We start from the raw sequence: 20,124 nt of genomic DNA, 5'->3' as shown, positions 1-20,124 counted from the left end.
CAGGCGTGCGCACGGCCCGGCCGGGCGTCAGCGTCCGGCCAGGGCAGTGGCGAACTGTGTCGCGGCGACGCGCAGGCGGTGCGGGCGTGGGACGACCGCACGCTGGGTGAACACGGCGTAGCCCGAGTCCTCGATCCGGTCGAGGATGCCCGCGTACAGCAGCGAGGCGGTGCGGATCGCGGGCCGCACGCGTGGTTCCAGCAGGTCGATGCCCGCGTCCGCGCGCCGGTAGATGTCCCGGTTGACCGCGATCAGGTGGGCGAGCCCGCGGCGCACCCTGGCATCGGTGTGCCCGGTGCGGTGGCAGTGGGTGAGCAGATCGTGGTCTACGCCGAACGGGGCGAGTTCGTCGGCGGGCAGATACATCCGGCCGCGGTCGAGATCCTCGGCGACATCGCGCAGGAAGTTGGTGAGCTGAAACGCCTCGCCGAGGGCCGCGGCCGCGGGTTCGGCCTCGGCGCGCGGGACGACGGTGCCGAGCACCGGCAGCACCTGTAGCCCGATGGCGGCCGCCGAGCCGCGCATGTACTCGCGCAGTTCGGTCATCGTGGCGTAGTGGTCGCGGAACTGCGCGGTGCCGGGCACGTCCATCCGCATGGCGTCGAGGAACGTCCAGAAATGCACTGCCGCAATGTCGTAGCGATCGATGGTGTCGGCCAGCGCGAGCAGTGCCAGACGGTGCGCTTCGAACGTCTTGTGTGACAGGGCATCCGGTGCAGCGAGGGTGCCGTCCAGCAGCGCGCGCAGCTGACCCTCGATCAGGTCGAGCTGCGCGGCCGGTGCGAGCGCGCTCCGCTCGCATCCGGTGTCGTCCGGAAACCCCTGCACCGCACCGGTTTCCGCGTGGTCGACGATATCGTCCACCACTCTCGCGAAGGCGTATAGCGCGTGTATCGCCGGACGGCGTTCGGCTGAGAGGAGCCGGGTCGCCAGGAAATAGGTGCGCCCGTACCGTGCCGCGATCTGCCGGCACGCGCGATACGCCACGGCGAGTTCGGCGGCCGTGCCGCGCCGCGCGGGCTCGACTGCGGGCGGCGCGATACCGGTCATGTCCGGGCGGGCGTGGCCGGTTCGGTGCTCGGTGTCGCGGCCCGCAGCCGCAGCGGGTCGACCTTGCGTAGCGACATGGCCGCCACCACGGCGGCGAACGTCGCGGCCGCGACGTGCCCGAACGAGTAGAGCCCGATCGAGCCGTCGGGTTGGAACACCAGCATCAGCCAGGTACACAATCCGACCAGCACCATCAAGGTCGTGGTGGACAGCGCGAAGCCGGCGGCCAGCGCGAGCGGCCACGAGTAGTACCAGGGCAGTGCGGCGGGGGAGAGGATGACGATCGCGACGAAGGCGATCAGGATGCCGAACACCGCCTCGCGCTCGCTGTGCCGGAACCGCCACCAGGTCCAGGCGAGCAGCGCGACGAGTGCGAGCATGCACAGCAGCCGGGTCACGTTGAGCACCTTGCCGCCGTCCAGCGTCGTCACCCAGCCCACCATGTGCATCATGATGGTCGGCAGCGAGAGCCAGTTGATGATCTTCTTCGAGCCCGACAGCGCGGTCAGCCAGCCGATGCCGACGCCCGCGATGGCCGAGGCGGCGACGAACACCGCCGCGAACACGCTCAGGCCGAGTCCGGCGATCTTGGCGAACATCAGCGCCGGGTGCGGCATGTCCTCGGTCGGTTCCGCGGCATCGTGCGGGCGTTCGCTCTCCGGTAACTGGTCCGGCGCGCGGCGGGTGCGCTGGGCGGCGCGTCTTTCGCGTTCGTGCAACATCCAGATCCACACCAGGAACGGCAGCGCGACACCGGCGGTCGCCTTGATCGCCACGCCGATCGCCAGCACCACGATGCCCGCGACGTGGTGGCGCTCCAGCACCAGCGCGATGGCCGCGCACATCAGGCCGACCATCAGCATCTCGTTGTGCACGCCGCCGAAGAGGTGGATCAGCACCAGCGGGTTGAGCACCGCGAGCCACAGCGCGACCGTCGGCTTGCCGCCGAGGTGCTTGGTCAGATACGGCACGGCCCACATCATCAGCGCGAGGCCGGGCAGCATCACCAGCCGCATCGCGATGGTGCCCGCGACGACGTTCTCCCCGGTGATGCTGGTGATACCGCGACCGAGCAGCAGGAATATCGGCCCGTAGGGCGCGGTGGTGTTCTTCCAGACGGGACTCACGTTGTCGAGCAGCACGCCGGGGTTCTTCACCGGGCCGTCGACATACGGGTCGAAACCGTCCCGCAGCAGTGCGCCCTGCGCCAGGTAGGAGTAGACGTCCTGGCTGAACATCGGCACCGCGAAAAGCAGTGGGGTGATCCAGATTCCGACGATGGCCCGCAGTTCGTTCAACGTCACGGGCACATCGGGTCTGTCGCCCTTGCCGATCGTGGCGCGGCCCAGCCGGACCCACGCGGTGATCATCAGCAGCACGCCGATCCAGATCACGATCGTGCAGAGCGCGTATCCGTGGCCGTAACGTAGCCAGGACAGGTGTAGTGCCTCGAGCAGCGGGTCGCGCTTGCGGGTGCTGCCCGCGCCGAACCCGCCGAGGGTGATCATGATCGCGCCGTAGAACCCGAGCAGCGCCGCGTGTCCCTCGGGGGTGCGCAGGAAGACGGCACTGGTACGCATCCAGGACCGCACACCCGACGTGTCGGTGGCGGCCGATTCGCGCTGCGCTGCGGTTTTCGGTGCGTGGCCGTCGATATCTGTCACTGTGGCCTTTGCGGCGCGCGTTTCGGGGGATGCCATCTGGTGTCGGTCCCCCCGAATGGTCAGCGGTCGCAACCGCGAGTGAATAGGTCGGCGCCTAGTTTACGGCGTCGCATCGAACCCTATCCCGCTGGTCCTCGGGGTTTCATCTCGAGCTGGGGCTTATTCACCGGTTATCCGGGTTGCCGCCAGTTTTCCGGACAGCAGTGTCGTCGGCACGCCGACCCCGGGCGTGGTGCCGCAACCTGCGATAACCACGTTGTCGCTGCCCTGTGGAAAATTGCGCGGGCGAAATGGCCCGGTCTGCCGGAACAGGTGTGCCGCGGAGAAGGGAGTTCCGGCGAGCATCCCTTGCTCGTGCCAGGTGCGCGGATTATCCACATGGTCGACCGTGAAGTGCTCGGCGATGCCGTGGTAACCGCGCGCTTCCAGTACCCCGAGCAACTCGCGCAGATACGCGGGCCCGATGCGGCGCCAATCCAGCGCGGCCGAGTCCAGATTCGGGCACGGGGCGAGCACGGACAGCGGTTCGTATTCGCCGTCGGCGCGGGTGATGTGCAGCCCGGGGTCGGTGAGCGCGGGACGGGTCAGCAGCAGCGACGGATCGCTCATCAGCCGTCCACGGCCGCGCCGTCCGGTGATCTCGGCGAAGGTCTGCCGCCACGCCTGCCCGAATTCGATGATGTGGTGGGCCTGCACCGGCCAGGTCCGCGCGAGCGCCGCGGGCACCGTCCCGTGCGCGACCACGGCCGAGGGCGCCGCGCGCAGGCCGCGGCGGCGGCGCACGCCGAACCGGTCGAGGGTGCCGAGATCGGTGGTGAGCACGAGGGCATCGCAGTCGAAGCCGCGGCCGTCGGCGGTGCGGACCCGGGTGGCGCGCCGTCGCGTGTAGTCCACGCCGGTGACCTCGGTGCCGAGTTCGAGCGTGCCGCCCGCCGCGGTGAACGCCTCGGCCATGGCCGCCGCGATCGCGCGCATGCCGCCTTCCGGGAAGTAGACGCCGAGCGAGGTGTCCATGTGCGGGATCGCGCCGTACACCGAGAGCGCCGCGGTCGGCGGCAGGCCCGCGTACAGCGCCTGAAAGGTGAACAGCCGGGCCAGTCGTGGATCGCGCAGGAAGCGCCCGACCCGCGGCCCGAGCCTGCCGAACCCGCCGAGCCGCACCAAACTCGCCAGGGCGCGGCGCTTTTCGGGCAGCCGCAGCAGGTCCAGCGGCGAATCGAAGTTGGTGTCCATGAATTCGGCGTACTCGGCGGCGTAGATCCGGGCCAGCCAGTCCCGTAGCCGCCGATAGCGGCGGGCTTCGGCGGGGCCGCAGACCGCCGCGACCTCCGCCGCCATCGCGTCGGCGTCGGCGAAAACCCGCAGTTCGGTGCGGTCGGCGAAGCGGGCGTGGTAGCTCGGCGCGAGCTGATGGATGCGCAGCGCGGGCTTGCAGGTCTCGGGTGTACGGCCGACCGCGGCGAGCGCGTCGGCGACCAGTTCGGGCAGCGTCAAAATGGTGGCGCCGGAGTCGATCTCGTAATCCGCCCCCTGATAGCGCCCGACCCGGCCGCCCGGGTGATCGGCCCGTTCGAGCAGGGTGACCTGCCGTCCCGCGCCCGTCAGATACAGCGCCGCGGACAATCCGGACAGTCCCGCCCCGACGACGACCACGCGATCCGTCGGTCCGGCAACCGTTTTCACGTCAGGCATGTAATTCTCCTCGGTGCCGGGCAGCGATCGATGCCGACCAGGTGTACCTGATCGGCCGGTGCCGCAGCTACTTTCACGCGGTGCGTTTGGTCGCGGCCAAGGCCATGGCGCGCAATTGTTCCTTCGCGGCGGGTGTCGCGGTGCTGGTCGCGATGGCGGCCAGGCCCGCGTCGGTCAGTTCGGCGATCCGGCGCTCCACCTCGTCGGCGGCGCCGAGGTCGGTGAGCACCGTGCGCAGGTGGGCCACCTCGTCCGCGTCGAGATCGGTGCCGACACTGGTGCGCAGCAGTTTCGCGGCCGCCGGGTCGGACTCGTCGGCGCGGCGCAGGGCCTCCGCCAGCAGCACCGTGTGCTTGCCTTCGCGCAGATCGTCGCCGGAGGGTTTGCCGGTGATCGCGGGGTCGCCGAAGACGCCGAGCAGATCGTCGCGCAGCTGGAACGCGATGCCGATATCGGTGCCGAAGGTGCGGTAGGCGGCGACCAGATCGGCGTCGGCGTCGGCGATGGCCGCGCCGAGGTGCAGCGGGCGTTCGACGGTGTAGGCGGCGGTCTTGTACCGGTTGATGCGCAGCGCCGCCTCGACCGACTCGTCGCCGCCCGCCTCGCCGTTGATGTCGAGCAGCTGGCCGCCGAGCACCTCGGTGCGCATGCCGGCCCACACCGGGGCGAACCGGGCGATGGCCGTCGGCTCCAGACCGGAGGCGTGCACCATGTCGTCGGCCCAGGCCAGGGCCAGATCGCCGACCAGGATGGCCACGCTGGCGCCGAAGTGCGCGGAATCACCCGCCCAGCCGCGGTCGCGGTGCCGGGTTTCGAAGTCGACGTGCACTGTCGGGAAGCGGCGGCGGGTGCGTGAGGAATCGATGATGTCGTCGTGGATCAGCGCGCACGCCTGTACCAGTTCCAGCGCCGCACACGCGGTCAGCACGGCGGCGGCGTCCGGGCCCGCGGCGTCGCCGCCCGCGCCGAGCCACCCGGTCCACGCGAACGCGGGCCTGGTGCGTTTGCCGCCGCGCAGCACGAACAGTTCCAGCGCGTCCGCGGCCTCGACGAAGATCGGGCCCAGCTCCTCGACCGTCCCGCGGCGATCGGCGAAGAACCTGGTCAGCGCGCCCTCCACGGCCGCGACGAAGGCCGGCGTGCCCGGGATCGGCGCGATCAGCTCGGCCGCCGAGGTGCGGTGCGGCGTCTGGGTACCGGTTCCGGCAGACAGCGTGGCCTCCAAGGTCGGGTTGCCGGGCGCTCGCTCACACCCTCTTCGCTGCGAGAATACGCGGCGTTCGGCGGCCGACCCGTCGGGGCTACCGCAGGTCACCTCTACACTGGATCGGTGACTTTCGACAATGCGCGGGGCAGCTCGACCCCTGGCGGTCCGCCCCGGACGCAGCCGAACGTCTCTGCGACACCCTCGGTGGTACAGAGTTTGCGGACGCACTCCGGTACCGCTGTGCCGTTCTCCGTCGAGTTCAATCCGCCCCGGGACGCGCCCGCCGAGGCGCGGCTGTGGCGCGCGGTGCGCCAGTTCGAGCGGATGCATCCGGCGTTCGTCTCGATGACCTACGGCGCGGGCGGGTCCACCCGCGACCGCACCGTGCGGGTCACCGGCGCGCTGGCGCAGGAGACCACCTTGCTGCCGGTGGCGCACCTGACCGCCGTCGAGCACAGCGTGGCCGAGTTGCGTTCGCTGGTCGGTTCCTACGCCGATTCCGGGATCCGCAACATCCTGGTGCTGCGCGGCGATCCGCCGGGCGATCCGCTCGGCGCCTGGCAGCGCCATCCCGAAGGTGTCGAGTACGCCGAGGAATTGGTGCGCATCGTGCGCGATCTCGGCGACTTCCACGTCGGCGTCGCCTCGTTCCCGCAGGGCCATCACCGCTCGCCCGACCTCGACTCCGACACCGCCTTCCTGGCCGCGAAACTGCGTGCGGGCGCGGAATATTCGATCACGCAGATGTTCTTCGACGTCGAGCACTACCTGCGGCTGCGCGATCGCGTGCTGAAGTTCGATCCGGTCGAGGGCGCCAAGCCGATCATTCCGGAGCTGATGCCGATCACTTCGCTGCGCACGGTGGCCAGAGCCGAGGAACTCTGCGGCCGCACGCTGCCGCCCGCGGTGCTGGCGCGCTTGCACAGGGCCGCGGGCGACGCCCCCGACGGCAACCCGGCCGCGGTCCGCGAGGCAGGCATCGAGATCGCCACCGAGATGGCCCAGCGGCTCATCGACGAGGGCGCGCCCTGCCTGCACTTCATCACCTTGAACTTCGCCAAGGCGACCACCGAGGTGCTCACCAACCTCGGCTACGGCGTCACCGCCGCGCCGATCAGCGCCTGACCCGCTGCGCGCCCGTGGGTGCGCGGCGGGAGTCCGGTCACCAGCCGGCGGTGCCGCTCAGCGGGACGTTCACATAGCTCGGTTCCGCCGGATCCAGTTGCAGGTGTTGCGGTTTGAGGCCGGTGCCGTCGAGCATCGGGCGGATCGGCAGCCCCTTCGGATAGTTGCCCGCGAAGATGTCGAGCCGGAGCCGGTGTCCCGGTTGGAGGATCGCATCGGTGGGCGCGAGTCCGAGGTCGAGTTGCGTGGCCTGGCCGGGCACGACGTCCTGCCGGGCGGCCAGCGACATGACCGGGAACGGATCGGTATAGGCGCCGTCGGCGGACCGGCGGCTCCTGGCGTCGTCGACGGCGCGCATCGACGCCATCAGCTGGCCGGTGCTGAGGGTCACCGAACGTCCGTCCGGCGCAACGTCGTTCAGCGTCGCGGTCCAGTAACCGTCGGTGGCGTCGTGCACGGTGTTCAGATGCACCGCGATCGGGCCGGACAGCGTCGTCGGCTCGGTCACCGGGGGACTGGTGAAGGTCAGCCCGGAAATCTCCTGGATCCGGGCGTCCTTGCCACAGCCGGTGAAGACGAGAATGCCCGCGGTGCCCTGGGTTCCGTCGGCCGAGCACAAACTCGCCAGGCCGGGCGCGACGGTCAGGCGGGCGGTGTCCGCGGTCGCCGCGGTCACGAGCGAGCCGTCGTGCGCGCTGAGCGCCGAGGTTCCGCTCGGCGCCGCGGACAGATACATCCGCCGGTGCTCGGCTTCCGGGCGCGGGAACTGCTCGGCCGTGGTCCAGCCGCCGCCCTGCTGCCACATCGTCACCGGGCCCCACCGATCGATCCCGTTGTCGATGCCCTTGAGCCACTTGTCGAACCAGGCGCGCTGCAGCACGTCGATGCGGGGCGGCTCGCCCGGCTTGCCGCGCATGTCGAAGCCGGTACTCACGTGATAGCCGTTGCCCATCACCAACTGCTTCTGCCCGGGCGGCAGCGGAATGTCTTGGTAGATGCGGGGTTCGCCGTTGACGAAGTTGTCGTGCCAGCCGCCGATCACCATGGTCGGCACCTGGATCCGCTCGGGGTGGCCGAGCCAGGCCTGCCGGATCGGACTGTCCGGGTCGAGCACGTTGCCCAGTTGCGGCGGAATGGTGTCGAAGGAATCGGCGGTCAGCGTCTGCAGCCCGACGTCGAGGAAGGACAGGGGGTCGGCGAGGCGATCGGCCAGCCATCGCGTGTCGAACCTGCCCTGTAGCAACGACATCAGGTCGGGCATGAGTTTGGCCGCGTTCACGACCAGCAGGTAGGGCAGCAGGATGCCGATGGCCGCGCCGCCCGGCGCGATCATGTCGCGGACCAGGTCGTTGCCCGGCACCACCGGGACGATGGCTTTCAGTGCGGGCGGCTGCTTTTCAGCCGCCTGCACCTGATTGATGCCCGAGTAGGACACGCCGTTCATCCCGATATTGCCGTCCGACCACGGTTGGGCCGCGGCCCAGGCGATGACCTCCGGGGTGTCCGACTGGTCCTTCGGGCCCCAGGGTTCCCAATTGCCTTGCGAGAAGCCGGTACCGCGCACGTCCACCACGATCTGGGTGTAGCCGCTGCGAATCAGGTTGGGGTCCACCGAGAACACCCGGCCGAACCCGCCGCCCGCGACCCGGGTCGCGTCGGTGAGACCCTCCAGCGGCGTCCCCGGCAATTCGAAGTCGCGCAGCAACCCGACCACCGCGTCGGACAAGACCGGCACCGACAGCGCGGTCTGCATGATCATCGAGCCGAGCTTGGTGTACGGCGTCATGTTCACGATGGTCGGGAACGGCGTATCGATCGGGCCGTGCGCGTCGGCGGGCCGGTACACGTTCGCTTTGAGGACGGTCCCGTCGCTCATCGTGATGGGCACGTCCCAGTCGATATGGATGGACGGAAACCGCTGTGGCCCATCGTGCAGCGCCGTCCACGCCGCGGCCCCTTCCGGCGTCGCGGCACCGGGTGCGGCCACGACCAGCTGCGAAACCGTAAGCAGCGCAACCGCTCCGACGAACCATCGGGCACAGTGGCGGCCAAGAGCAATCCTCATCGATACCCTCCTCCATCAACCGGACAGAAATATACATGCACGCTTGTATGTTTCAAGGGGGTTTCCGCTCGCCCGCCGATTTACCGTCGCGCGCACCGATTCGGCACACGGTTGTTGTGCAGCGCGACGGAACTGCGGGCACGGCGGCACTACTCGGTAGCGCCGCCGCGCCCGGGACGCGCGTCGGTTCAGGCGGCGCGGGCGGTGCGCAGGCCCCACGCGTCGGCGAGGAGGCGATGCGACTCCAGTCGATCCGCGTGGTGATGGGTGACGCTGGTGACGAGCAGTTCGTCGGCACCGGTGTGGTGTTGCAGTGCCGCCAGGCGGCCCGTGACGGTGCTCGGCGAGCCGACGAACTGGGTGGCCAGGCGATCGTCGACCAGCCGGTGCTGTTCCGGGGTCAGCGGCGCCGTGGTGTCCGGGTCCAGGTAGTCGGCCGCGCCCGCGCCGCTGCGGATGCTGTGCACCCAGTGGCCGTAGGTGGCGGCGTGGTGCTGGGCGGTGGCGTCGTCCGCGGCCACCACCACGTCGGCCGAGACCACCACGTACGGCTCGGCCAGCTGCGCGGAGGGGCGGAACGCGTCCCGATAGGCCGCGACCGCGTCCAGCGCGGTGCCCGGCGAGACGTGATAGGCCGCCGCGAACGGCAGCCCCAGCCGCCCGGCCAGTTCGGCGCTCTCCCCGGCCGAGCTGCCGAAGACCCACAACTGCACCTGCGCGCCCTCGCCCGGAACGGCATGCAGGGCAACACCTTCGGGGCTGACGAAGGTGCCGTCCAGCAGCGCCCGCACCTCGTCGACCTGCTCGTCGAACGGCGCGGCCTGCGCACCGCGCTGTTGCAGCGCACCGATCGAGGCGAGAAATTTCGAGCGGTCGGTGATCCGGCCGGGGTCGAACGGGGGCGGCACCACCACGCCGTCCTTGATCTCGGTCCGGCCGGTCGCGGTGTCGACACGGGGCTGGCCGCCCTTGGAATGCGCGGGCTCCGAACCGTATTGGCTGCGGCGGTGACCGGAGCGACCGAGCCCGAGATCGAGCCGACCCGGGTAGAGCGCGTCGATCGTGCCGAACGCCTCCACGATCGAAGCCGAGGTGTGGTGACCGACCTGAACCGCCGCCGAGCCCACTCGAATACGCGAGGTGGCCGCCGCGACCAAGCCGATCAGGGTGATCGAGGAGGAGCTGGCCACCGCGACGAAGTGATGTTCGGCCAGCCAATACCGGTGGTAGCCCCACTGTTCCGCGCGCTGCGCGAGATCGACGGTATTGCGCAGCGCCTGCTGCGCGGTGGACCCGGCGCTGATCGGCGCCAGGTCCAGGATGGACAGCGGAACCGTCATGCCGTCCTCCGCTCCGATAGCTCGCCGTGCGGCAACCCGGGGTGCTGCTCGCCCGCCTCGATCGCCACCCGCAGCCGGTTCTGCTCGGGCGCCAGCGGGCAGGTCGCGAAATCGGTGAAGGCGCAGGGCAGATTCGCCGCCCGGTTGAAGTCGAGGCGCACCGTGCCGTCCGCGTCCGGCGCGCCGACCGCCAGCGAGCGCGCCGCTGGATAGGTGGTGACGCCGCTGGTGGCATCGGTGAACAGCAGGCGCAGATCGGCCGGGTCACCGAACGCGAGCACCCGCTCGGTCGCCTCGCCGAGCGTGAATTCGATGGTGCCGGAAGCGGTGTGGTGGTGTTCGAGCCCGTCCACCACCGCGCCCGTGGTCACCGTCTGCGGCTCGTCGAACGGCGTGAACTTGCCGCTCAGCACCCAGCGCGGGTCCGGCGCGTAGCTCGGGATGCCGGTGAAGCTCAGCAGCGTGGGCGCGGCCGGGTCGTGCACACGCACCGCGTACAGACCGGTGCGGCGGATCACCTCGAGCACCCGATCCTCGTGCAGCACACTGAGTCCCGGCGCGCCCTCGGCGGGCGTGATGATCTGCACGCCGGCGATCCGCTCGCCGTCGTAGTCCAGCCGGTCGGCCGGTTGCGCGGTGATGAACACCTTGTCGTCGGTGACCCACCAGGTGCCCGGCACGTCCGGCAGCCGCTCGGGCTGATCGGTGAGCCAGTGCAGCGCGGTCAGGCTCAGGAAGCCGAGCGGGTCGCGCAGCTGGTCCTCGCGCGCGTGATGCCAGTGTGCCCACTCGGTTTCGAAAACGGTGCTGATGCTGGTCGTCATGACGCTCGTGCTCCTTCGTGGGCGGTGGTGCGGTGGTGGGGATGACGCAGACCGAGGTGGTCGCGCAGGGTGGCGCCGGTGTATTCGGTGCGGAAACTGCCGCGCTCCTGCAGTTCCGGGACGACCTTGTCGACGAACTCGTCCAGTCCGCCCGGGGTGAGATGCGGGACGAGGATGAAGCCGTCGCTGGCGTCGGCCTGCACGTAGGTGTCGATCTGCTCGGCGACCGCGGCGGGTGTGCCGACGAACTGCTGGCGCGCGGTCACCTCGATGATCAGCTCACGGATGCTGAGGTTTTCGGCCGCGGCCCGGGCCCGCCACGCCTCGGCGACCGCGCGTGGATCCTTGGCGTGGCGCACCCGGCCGCGGGTGATGTCCGCGTTGTCGGCCGGGTCGACGTCGGGCAGTGGGCCGTCCGGGTCGTAGCCGGAAAGGTCACGGCCCCATACCTGTTCGAGGAACGCGAGCGCCGTCTGCGGACCGACCTGTTGCTGCCGGATGTGGCGGGCGCGCTCCTCGGCGTCCTGTGCGGAATCGCCGAGCACGAACGTGGCGGCGGGCAGGATCTTCAGTTCGTCCGGTGTCCGGCCGTATTTCGCGAGACGGTTCTTGACATCGGTATAGAAGCGCTGCCCGGCCTCCAGTGTGCCGTGCACGGTGAAGATCGCGTCCGCGGCCGCCGCGCCGAACTCGCGGCCGTCGTCGGAATCGCCCGCCTGCAACAGCACCGGGTGCCCCTGCGGGCTCGGCGGCAGCACGAAGCGGCCCGCGATATCGAATTGCGAACCGCGATGGCGGGTTTCGGGGATCTCCCGGGCGAAGACGCCGGCCGCCCGGTCGACGACGAGCGTGTCCGCGGCCCAGCTGTCCCACAGCTTGCGGGCGACCTCGACGACCTCGGCCGCGCGCTGATAGCGCTTGCTGTGCTCCAGATAGCCGCCGCGACGGAAGTTCTCGCCGGTGAACGCGTCGGAGGAGGTCACGACGTTCCAGGCGGCGCGCCCGCCGGACAGGTGATCCAGCGAGGCGAATTGTTTGGCCAGTTCGAAGGGTTCGTTGTAGGTGCTGTTGATCGTGCCCGCGAGGCCGAGCTTGTCGGTCACTCCCGCCAGCGCGTCGAGCACCGTGAAGGTGTCCGGCCTGCCCACCACGTCCAGGTCGTGGATGCGCCCGAGATGTTCGCGCAGGCGCAGTCCCTCGGCCAGGAAGAAGAAGTCGAACAGTCCGCGCTCGGCGGTCTGGGCCAGGTGCAGGAACGAGGCGAAGTCGACCTGGCTCTTCGACGCCGGATCGGCCCACACCGTGGTGTTGTTGACGCCGGGGAAGTGTGCCGCCAGGTGGATGGGCTTGCGCGGTTTGCCGGTCACGACGCCATCCCCCCGTGCCACTCCGTGACGTGCGCGGCTGATCGCCGAGCCCGCGGGCACGGGTGCGGCGATCGGGCCGCGGATCCAGTAGAGCTCATGCGGAAGCCCCTTCCTTCTCGGTGTAACGGCTCACGGGACGGGACAGTCCGAGGCGGGTTCGTAATGTGGTGGAGGACACAGCGGTACGGCCCAGCGCGGGAAGGTGCCGCAGGGTGGCGGGGGCCGCCAGCGGACGCAGCACCACGCCGTCGGCCGCTGCCGAGCGGTGCACGGTGGCGAGCAGCTCGCGCAGCGTGGCCGCGGTGCCGAAATGGCGGACGCCGATCTCGGCGGGCGGGGCAGCCCACCCATCCAGTTCGGCCACCTCCGCGCGTGCCGCGTCGGTCGACTCGGACAGGTGCACATCGAGGTCGAGCAGCACCCGCACCGCGTCGGGGTCGCGATCGGCCGCCCGCAGCGCCGTGCGCAGCGCGGTGCGGTGGCTGCGCGCGCCGTCCAGATCGGCCGCGGCGATGCGGATCAGATCGGCCCGCCGCACGGCGACACCCGTGCTCGGGTCGTCGTGCGCGCGCACCGCGACGATCGACTGCCCCTGCGGCGAGCGCGGCGTGATCGAGGGCCCCTTCACCGCGAAGTTGTCGCCGTCGAAGTCGATGTAGTGCAGCTTGTTCCGGTCGATGAAGCGGCCGGTGGGCACATCGCGGATCTCCGCGTCGTCCTCCCAGCTGTCCCACAGGCGGGTGACCACCTCGAGCGCCTCGTCCGCCTCGTGCCACAGCGACGCCGCGTCCTGAGCCTGCTTGCGGCCGAAAGCCTTGGCCTGCTCAGCACCTTCGGAGACGGTGACCTCCCAGCCCGCCCGGCCGAGCGTGGCGAAATCCAGGCTCTGGATGGCCTTGGCCAGATGGAACGGCTCGGTGTGCGTCACGGGGGCCTGCGGGAGCAGGCCGACGCGCCGGGTGCGCGCGGCGACCCGCGCCGCGATCGCCACCGCGTCGAGTCTGCCCCTGGTGACACCGGGGCCACCGGGCTGCAAACCGAACGAGTCGGGCAGGAAAACCGCGTCGGCGCCGGCCTTTTCGACCGCCGTCACCGCGTCGACCCAGTACCCGCCGGTGAACAGCTCCTCGGCCCGCGAGTCCGCCCGGCGCCAAGACGCCGGGTGCGCGCCGGTGCCCGCGAGTTCCACCGCGAGAAAGAAGTCGGATTCGGCCATCAGCAGGGTGCCTTCCAGTCGATGCACTGCCGCGCCGCGGGATGGGTTCCGGCGCAGCCGATGTCGGGGGCGAAGAAGTACGCGTGCTGCCACAGCGCGGTGGCGGCGGCGCATTCCGGGGTCCGCAACCGCGTGCGCCACCAGCGTTTCACCGGTCCGGGCGGCGGCGGGGTGGGCTCCGGTTGGCTGCGGCAGTGTGGCCGGTGCCCGGTGCGGACGAGTATCCGGCTGTGGCGGTAGGTCGGACCTGGCATCAGGCTTGTCCTTTCGCGAGCGCGGGAGTGGGAATGGCGGAGAGCAGTTCCCGGGTGTATTCGTGTTGCGGGTCGTCGAAAATCGCTGCGGTGGGGCCGGATTCGACGATGCGCCCGTACCGCATCACCGCGACGTGGTCGCTGATCCGGCGGACCACCGCCAGATCGTGCGAGATGAACAGGTAGCTCAGCGCCAGCTCGGCTTGCAGCCGGTCCAGCAGGTCCAAGATCTGCGCCTGCACCGAGGCGTCCAGGGCGGAAACGGGCTCGTCGAGCACCAGCAGATCCGGCTGCAGAGCCAGCGCGCGGGCGATCGCGACGCGCTGGCGTTGTCCGCCGGACAGTTCGGCGGGCCGGCGCTGGGCGAAACTCTCCGGCAGCGCCACCTGTCCGAGCAACTCGGTCACCCGCGCCTGCCGAGCCGCCCGATCGCCGACGCCGTAGGCGCGCAACGGTTCCTCGATGATCGTGCCGACCCGCCAGCGCGGATCCAGGGACGAGTACGGGTTCTGGTACACCACCTGGAAGCGCTTGCGGAGGGTGCGCAGCCGGGTGCCGCGCACCCGGGTGAGCTCGTGGCCGTCGAAGGTGACCCGGCCGCTGTCGGGATCGGTGAGCCGCAGCGCGATTCGCGCGGTGGTCGACTTTCCCGAGCCGGATTCGCCCACCAGCGCCAGAGTTTCGCCGCGGCCCAGCTCGAACCCGACGCCGGCGACCGCGGTCACCGAGCCGCCGGCCTGCGCGCGAAAACGCTTGTGCACCTCGCGCAATGCGAGCAGCGGAGCGCCCTCGCGCGGCTTGGGTGGCCGGTACGCGCGCGGTGGAGCCAGGCTCGGTGCGGCGGCGAGCAGCCGTTTCGTGTACGGATGCCGGGGTGCGGCGAGCACCGTCGCGGTCGGCCCGCTCTCCACGATCTCGCCACCGCTCAGCACCACGAGCCGATCCGCGCGTTCCGCGGCGACGGCGAGGTCGTGCGTGATCAGCAGCACCGCGGTGCCCCGGGCGCTGATCTGCGCGGCCAGCTGATCGAGCACCCGGCGTGCCACCGTGGCGTCCAGCGCGCTGGTCGGCTCGTCCGCGATCACCAGTTCCGGTTCGCAGGCCAGCGCGGACGCGATGAGTACCCGCTGGCGCTGCCCACCGGACAGTTCATGCGGGTACTGCACCTCGCGCAGCTCCGGGCGGTCCAATCCGGCGTCGGCGAGCAGTTCGACCGCGCGGACCCGGGCCGAACGCCGGTCGGCCAGCCGGTGCACCACGAGCGCCTCGGCCACCTGATCGCCGACCCGGCGCACCGGGTTCAGCGACAAACCGGGATCCTGTGGCACGAAACCGATCCGGGCGCCGCGCAGGCGGCGCAGCGCCTGTTCCGATCCGAGATCGACGACCTCGCCGCCGAAGGTCACCGTGCCGCCGCTGATCTCGGCATTGCTCCCGAGCAACCCGATCACCGCCTGCGCGAGAGTGGACTTGCCCGAACCGGATTCACCGACCAGGGCCACCACCTCGCCGCGCGCCACGCTCAGCGAGACGCCCGCCAGCGCGGTCACCGGGCCGGTGTCCGTCCGGTACCGGACCCGGAGATTGCGCACCTGCAACAGCGGATCTGCTTCCCGCCCCGCGGGTTCGGCGTCCCGCCCCGCGGGTTCGGCACACGACGCAGCGCCCGGCCGGTCCTCGACGGTGGCCGTGCGGGGCGAAGAAGCGGTGGTCATGAGTTATTCGTTCCTTCCTGCCGCGCGCCCCAGGCGCTGCGCGGCGAGCACGACCGCGACGATGACCAGGCCGGGCAGCGTGGTCATCCACCAGGCGGTGGCGAGATAGTTGCGGCCCTCCGAGATCAGCGAGCCCCATTCGGGGGTGGGCGGTTTCGCGCCGTAGCCGAGGAAGCTCAGCGCCGAGACCGCGAGCACCGCCATGCCGAACTCGACCGCGGCCAGCGCGAGCACCGGCTGGTAGGAGTTGGGCAGCACGTGCCGCAGCAGCACCGTGTGCCAGCGGACCCCGCCCGCCCGCGCGGCCTCGACGAACGCCGCCTGCCGCACCCGCAGCACCTCCGAGCGCATTACCCTGGCGAAGTTGGCGACCAGCGAAACACCCACCGCGATCGCCACATTTCGGGTACCGAAACCGAGCGCGGTGACCAGCGCCAGCGACAGCAGCAGCGCCGGAATCGACAGCAGCACATCGACAATGCGCATGACAGCGGTGTCTACGATGCCGCCGGCCGCACCGGACAGCAGGCCGAGCACCGACCCGGCGACCAACGCGATACCCACCGCGGCCAGCGTCGCGGTGAGCGAGAGCCCGGCGCCGTGCACCATCCGCGTGTACAGGTCGCGGCCGAGATTGTCGGTGCCGAACCAGTGCTGGGGGCTGGGGCTCTGGAACTTCTGCGCGGGCACGCCGGTCAGCGGGTCGCCGCTCGCGAACACCGAAGGGAACAACGCCCAGCCGACCGCGAGCAGCGCGACCACGCCGGACAGCAGCAGTACCGCGTTGTCGCGCAACCATTTCCAGCGCAGCGCCGGTCGGCGCAGCCGGGGGAGGACGGCGCGGCGGCCCTCCTCGAGGACGTCAACCATGGTTCGCGACCACCTCCGCGGTCTCGGAGCTGCGGCGCGGTGTCTCTTCCGCGGCGGCCGCACGCCGGGAACGGGCGGCGATCCGCGGGTCGAGCAGCGGATACAGCAGGTCCACCGCGAGGTTCACGGTGACGAACACCGTCGAGGTGAGCAGCACGATGCCCTGCACCACCGGGATGTCCTGTGCGAGTACGGCGGTCTGGGTGAGCCGTCCCACGCCCTGCCGGGCGAACACGGTCTCCACCACCACCGAGCCCGCGAGCATGTTGCCGACCAGCACACCCGTGATGGTGAAGGTGGGCACGCTGGCGGGGCGCAGCACGTGTTTGCGCTGCACCCACCAGCGCGTGCCGCCTTTGGCCAGTGCCACGTCGACGAACGGCTGCCGCCAGGTCGATTCGAGCCCGGCGGTGAGCACCTGGGCGATCACCGCGCCGATCGGCAGGCCGAGGGTGAGGGCGGGCAGGATCGTGCCCGCGATCCCGTGGCCGCCGAACGCCGGAACCCAGCGCAGCTGGAACGAGAACAGTTGCAACAGCAGCAATCCGGTCCAGAAGGTCGGCACCGAGACGCCGAGCGACGGCAACGCGCCGAGCGCGCTGCGCAGCCACGGCCGCCGGGTGTAGCCGGCCACCAGAGCCAGTGCCACGCCGCCGACGGTCGCGAACAGCAAGGCGAGCCCGGCCAGTTCGAGTGTCGCGGGCAAGGCGTCCCCGATCGCGCCGGTGACCGGCTGACCGGTCACGATGGAATGGCCCAGGTCGCCGCGCACCGCATGCCCGAGAGCGGTCCAATACTGTTCCCACAGCGGACGATCCAGTCCGTAGCGGGCCTGCAACTCGGCGATGGCGGCCTTGTCCACCGGGGTGCCCGCACCGGCGCCGTCGGCCGCGATCGAGATCGGGTCGGCGGGCAGCAGATACAGCACCACGAACGAGATGGTGAACGCCGCCCACAGCACCCAGATCGCCTGCAGGACCCGCGAAGCCAGATAGCGCGCCATCGCTACCGCCCGCTCAGCCAGGTGTCGAAGAACTGTAGCCGGGCCGAGGCCTCGAACTTCAGATCCTGGGTGGTGCTGCTCGCACCGATCGCCTGGGACAGCTCCACCGTCGGAATCAACAGGCCGGCGTCGAGCACCTGCTGCTGGGCGGTGCCGATGAGGGTGTTGCGAGTAGCGGTGTCGGCGGTGCTCAGCTGCCCGTTCAACGCGTTGTCGAGCGCCGGAACGGCCTCGCGCGCATTGAGGTTGCGGCCGTCCAGGCCGAACGAGGTGCGCAGGATATCGCCGTCGGCGCGGGTGGTGTTGCCATAGCTGGTGTCGAAGTCCTTGGTGCCCTGCCGCGCCGTGGTCTCCGCGATCGATACCAGGTCCAGCTTCAGCTCCACCCCGATCTGCCGCAGCTGCTGCTGCACCAGCTCGATGATCGCCTGATTGCCCGCGAACACCTGACTGAACAGCACCGAGAAGGACAGGCGCGCACCGTCCTTGACGCGGATGCCGTCGCCGCCGGGCACCCAGCCCGCTTGATCGAGAATGCTCTTGGCCTTCGCCGGGTCATAGGCCAGTCGGGCCGAGAAATCCCGGTAGCCGGGTGTACTCCCGGCCAGCACACTGGTCGCGGGCTTGAACTGCGGCCCGAGCACGGTGTCCACCAACTGCTTACGGTCGATCGCGGGCAGCAGGGCTTGGCGCACCGCCGGATCGCGCAGCGGACCGCGTGTCACGTTGGTCTGGAAGCCGAACGGCACACCGGGATTCGCGGTGCTCAGAATGCGGCCACCCGTCGCCTCGAGCTGCGGCGCGTCCTGCGGCAGTGCATCGCTGATCGCGTCCAGCTGTCCCGAGGCGAGACTGCCGGTGCGCACGCCGGATTCGGGTATCACCGTGAACTCGATCTTGTCCAGATAGGCCTCGCCGCGATGCGCGAAGACGGCCGAACCCCACTGGTAGCCGGTGCGCTTCGCCAGTGTCGCGGAGGCGTCCTGCCGGTAGTTCGCGTAGGTGAACGGCCCGCTGCCGATGTTGTCGCCGAGGCAGCGCTGTTCGGCCGGCTTCGCCGTGGTGGCCGCGGCGAGGATACCCAGCTGGGTGGTCGAGGACGCCTGCAGGAACTGCGCGTTCGGCTTGCTGAACTCGATCCGCGCGGTCAGCTTGTCCACGGCCGTGGTGCCCACGTAGTTGGTGAGATAGCTGCCCGCCAGCGGTGCTTTGGCAGACCCGAGCCGGAGCACCGAATCGAAGGTCTGCTTGACCGAATCCGCGGTGAGCGGGGTGCCGTCACTGAAGGTGACGCCGTCGGTCAGATGGAAGGTGAACACCTTCGCGTCCGGGCTCACCTCCCAGCTCTGTGCCAGCCACGGCTTCAGCTCGCCGGTCTCCGGGTCCTGATCGGTCAGCGAATCGACGATCTGCCTTGTCACGTACAGGGTTTGGTTGGTGCCCGCCTGCGCGGGATCCGAGCAGGTCGGCGCCTGGGACAAGCCGTAGCGCAGGGTGCCGCCCGGCTGCGGCGGACCGGCGTCGCCACCGGGTGCGGCCGCATCGGCGCCGCAGGCGGCCAGCGTGGACGCCGCGGCCAATGCGCCTGCCAGCGCGACGATTCGGGGGCGGGATCGGATCACGGGGTAACTCCAGAGGTATCGGTGCGGACGAGCACGTCACGCGGGTCGAAATCGACGGTGTCGGTGCCGGTGGCCAAGGGGCGGCTGGGAATTCGACGGCGCAGTTCCGGCGCCACCTCGGTCTGGAACAGGGCGAGGCCGTCCAGGTAATCGATCTCGGGGCGGCCGTCGCGTTCGGCGGACAGGTGGATCACCTCGTGCCCGAACTGCTCGTGCTGCCTGCCCACCTTGTCGATCACCTGTTCCGGACTGCCGACGAGAGCCGAACTGCGGGTGACGAAGTCGTCGAGCGTCTCGAACACGATCGGCAGGCCGTGCCTGCGCGCCAACGCCAGTCGCGCCTCGAAGATCGGCCGGTAGCCGTCCCTGGCCTGCTGCGACGTGCGCGCCACATGGAAGCCCGCGGTGCCCGCACCGACCAGCGCCGTGGCCGGGTCGTGCCCGTGGAACGCCCAGCGCTCCCGGTAGTACCGGACCAGTTCGGCATACGGCTCGATCGAATAGGTGACATTGGCCGAGAACAGCGGATCGCCGTTGCGCGCGGCGAGTTCCACCGAATCCCGGCTCGTCGCGCTGCCGTGCCAGATCCGGACCCGCGGCTGCCACGGTCGCGGTAAGGCCTTGGCGTCCTTCAGTTCCGGCCGGAACCGGCCCGACCAGGTGACGCTGTCGCTGTCCCACAGCGCCCGGAACAGTTCGTAGCCTTCGCGATTGCGGTCCCACTGGTCGTCGGTGGTGACGTGGAACAGCTCGGCTTGCGCGGCCCCGTTGCCCTTGCCGATGATCAGCTCCAGTCGCCCGCCGGACAGGTTGTCCAGCGTCGAGTAGTCCTCGAACGCGCGCACCGGATCGAGCAGGCTCAACGTGGTGACCGCGGTGAACAGCGTGATGCGCGAGGTGACCGCAGCGAGGTGGCTGAGGATCACCGGTGGTGCGGCCGAGAGGAACGGATCCTCGTGCCGCTCGCCGACGGCGAACCCGTCGTAGCCGAGATCCTCGGCCAGCTTTGCCTGTTCGACGACATTCAACAGGCGTTCCCTGGTGCCGGGCAGTCGACCGGTCGTCGGGTCGGGAACGCGAGTGACCAGGGTGAACAAGAGGAACTTCATG

16 protein-coding genes are annotated in these 20,124 nt (G+C 70.3%); 1 reads left to right on the top strand and 15 read right to left on the bottom strand.

Going from position 1 to position 20,124, the window contains the following annotated elements; genetic code table 11:
* Positions 1-27: 27 nt before the first annotated feature.
* The 4 genes from TY25_RS10415 to TY25_RS10400 all read right to left on the bottom strand — a co-directional run bounded on the left by TY25_RS10415 (position 28) and on the right by TY25_RS10400 (position 5,631).
* Entirely contained in the window at positions 28-1,050 is a 1,023-nt protein-coding gene (locus TY25_RS10415; RefSeq protein WP_063602718.1) for a phytoene/squalene synthase family protein, read from the bottom strand.
* Positions 1,047-2,750, bottom strand: coding sequence for an alpha-(1->6)-mannopyranosyltransferase A (locus TY25_RS10410; RefSeq protein WP_370466228.1), 1,704 nt, complete (start codon positions 2,748-2,750; stop codon positions 1,047-1,049). Before TY25_RS10410 ends, TY25_RS10415 begins: the two co-directional genes overlap by 4 nt.
* Before the next feature lie 123 nt (positions 2,751-2,873).
* Positions 2,874-4,406, bottom strand: a complete 1,533-nt coding sequence (gene crtI / locus TY25_RS10405; protein ID WP_042255723.1) for a phytoene desaturase family protein — start codon at positions 4,404-4,406, stop codon at positions 2,874-2,876.
* Positions 4,407-4,479: 73 nt separating this feature from the next.
* Positions 4,480-5,631, bottom strand: a complete 1,152-nt coding sequence (locus tag TY25_RS10400; protein WP_042255722.1) for a polyprenyl synthetase family protein — start codon at positions 5,629-5,631, stop codon at positions 4,480-4,482.
* Positions 5,632-5,736: 105 nt separating this feature from the next.
* On the opposite strand from TY25_RS10400, the gene TY25_RS10395 reads away from it, so the two are divergent.
* Positions 5,737-6,738: a methylenetetrahydrofolate reductase gene (locus tag TY25_RS10395; RefSeq protein ID WP_081868793.1), complete on the top strand. Its 1,002-nt coding sequence runs from the start codon at positions 5,737-5,739 to the stop codon at positions 6,736-6,738.
* A 37-nt stretch (positions 6,739-6,775) separates the two neighbouring features.
* Here TY25_RS10395 and TY25_RS10390 read toward each other — a convergent pair whose 3' ends face one another.
* The 11 genes from TY25_RS10390 to TY25_RS10345 form a co-directional block, all read right to left on the bottom strand.
* Positions 6,776-8,803 carry a CocE/NonD family hydrolase gene (locus TY25_RS10390; RefSeq protein ID WP_042255720.1) on the bottom strand — a complete coding sequence of 676 codons (2,028 nt, stop codon included), beginning with the start codon at positions 8,801-8,803 and terminating at the stop codon, positions 6,776-6,778.
* Between the two features lie 188 nt (positions 8,804-8,991).
* Complete coding sequence (locus TY25_RS10385) at positions 8,992-10,143, bottom strand: LLM class flavin-dependent oxidoreductase (RefSeq protein ID WP_042255719.1); 1,152 nt, start codon at positions 10,141-10,143, stop codon at positions 8,992-8,994.
* Positions 10,140-10,967 (bottom strand): DUF1684 domain-containing protein, encoded by an 828-nt coding sequence (locus TY25_RS10380; RefSeq protein WP_042255718.1) that lies wholly within the window; start codon positions 10,965-10,967, stop codon positions 10,140-10,142. The genes TY25_RS10385 and TY25_RS10380 overlap by 4 nt, the downstream gene beginning before the upstream one ends.
* On the bottom strand, positions 10,964-12,334 hold the full coding sequence (locus tag TY25_RS10375; RefSeq protein ID WP_042255717.1) for an NtaA/DmoA family FMN-dependent monooxygenase: 1,371 nt from the start codon (positions 12,332-12,334) through the stop codon (positions 10,964-10,966). Before TY25_RS10375 ends, TY25_RS10380 begins: the two co-directional genes overlap by 4 nt.
* A 94-nt stretch (positions 12,335-12,428) precedes the next feature.
* Complete coding sequence (locus tag TY25_RS10370; RefSeq protein ID WP_042255716.1) at positions 12,429-13,550, bottom strand: LLM class flavin-dependent oxidoreductase; 1,122 nt, start codon at positions 13,548-13,550, stop codon at positions 12,429-12,431.
* On the bottom strand, positions 13,550-13,804 hold the full coding sequence (locus tag TY25_RS42555; RefSeq protein WP_146154029.1) for a hypothetical protein: 255 nt from the start codon (positions 13,802-13,804) through the stop codon (positions 13,550-13,552). The genes TY25_RS10370 and TY25_RS42555 overlap by 1 nt, the downstream gene beginning before the upstream one ends.
* Entirely contained in the window at positions 13,804-15,519 is a 1,716-nt protein-coding gene (locus tag TY25_RS10365) for a dipeptide ABC transporter ATP-binding protein (protein ID WP_226887441.1), read from the bottom strand. The genes TY25_RS42555 and TY25_RS10365 overlap by 1 nt, the downstream gene beginning before the upstream one ends.
* 3 nt (positions 15,520-15,522) lie before the next feature.
* The gene (locus TY25_RS10360; RefSeq protein WP_226887440.1) at positions 15,523-16,389 is read right to left on the bottom strand and encodes an ABC transporter permease; all 867 of its coding nucleotides are present in this window, start codon (positions 16,387-16,389) and stop codon (positions 15,523-15,525) included.
* Positions 16,382-17,392, bottom strand: a complete 1,011-nt coding sequence (locus TY25_RS10355) for an ABC transporter permease (RefSeq protein ID WP_042255715.1) — start codon at positions 17,390-17,392, stop codon at positions 16,382-16,384. The genes TY25_RS10360 and TY25_RS10355 overlap by 8 nt, the downstream gene beginning before the upstream one ends.
* Before the next feature lie 2 nt (positions 17,393-17,394).
* The gene (locus TY25_RS10350) at positions 17,395-19,014 is read right to left on the bottom strand and encodes an ABC transporter substrate-binding protein (protein ID WP_042255714.1); all 1,620 of its coding nucleotides are present in this window, start codon (positions 19,012-19,014) and stop codon (positions 17,395-17,397) included.
* Complete coding sequence (locus TY25_RS10345) at positions 19,011-20,123, bottom strand: LLM class flavin-dependent oxidoreductase (RefSeq protein WP_042255713.1); 1,113 nt, start codon at positions 20,121-20,123, stop codon at positions 19,011-19,013. The genes TY25_RS10350 and TY25_RS10345 overlap by 4 nt, the downstream gene beginning before the upstream one ends.
* Position 20,124: the final 1 nt, after the last annotated feature.

The organism is Nocardia brasiliensis NBRC 14402, from assembly GCF_000308475.2.
In the GTDB taxonomy this organism is placed as follows: domain Bacteria; phylum Actinomycetota; class Actinomycetes; order Mycobacteriales; family Mycobacteriaceae; genus Nocardia; species Nocardia brasiliensis.
This window is presented reverse-complemented; position numbering and strand designations above follow the sequence as displayed.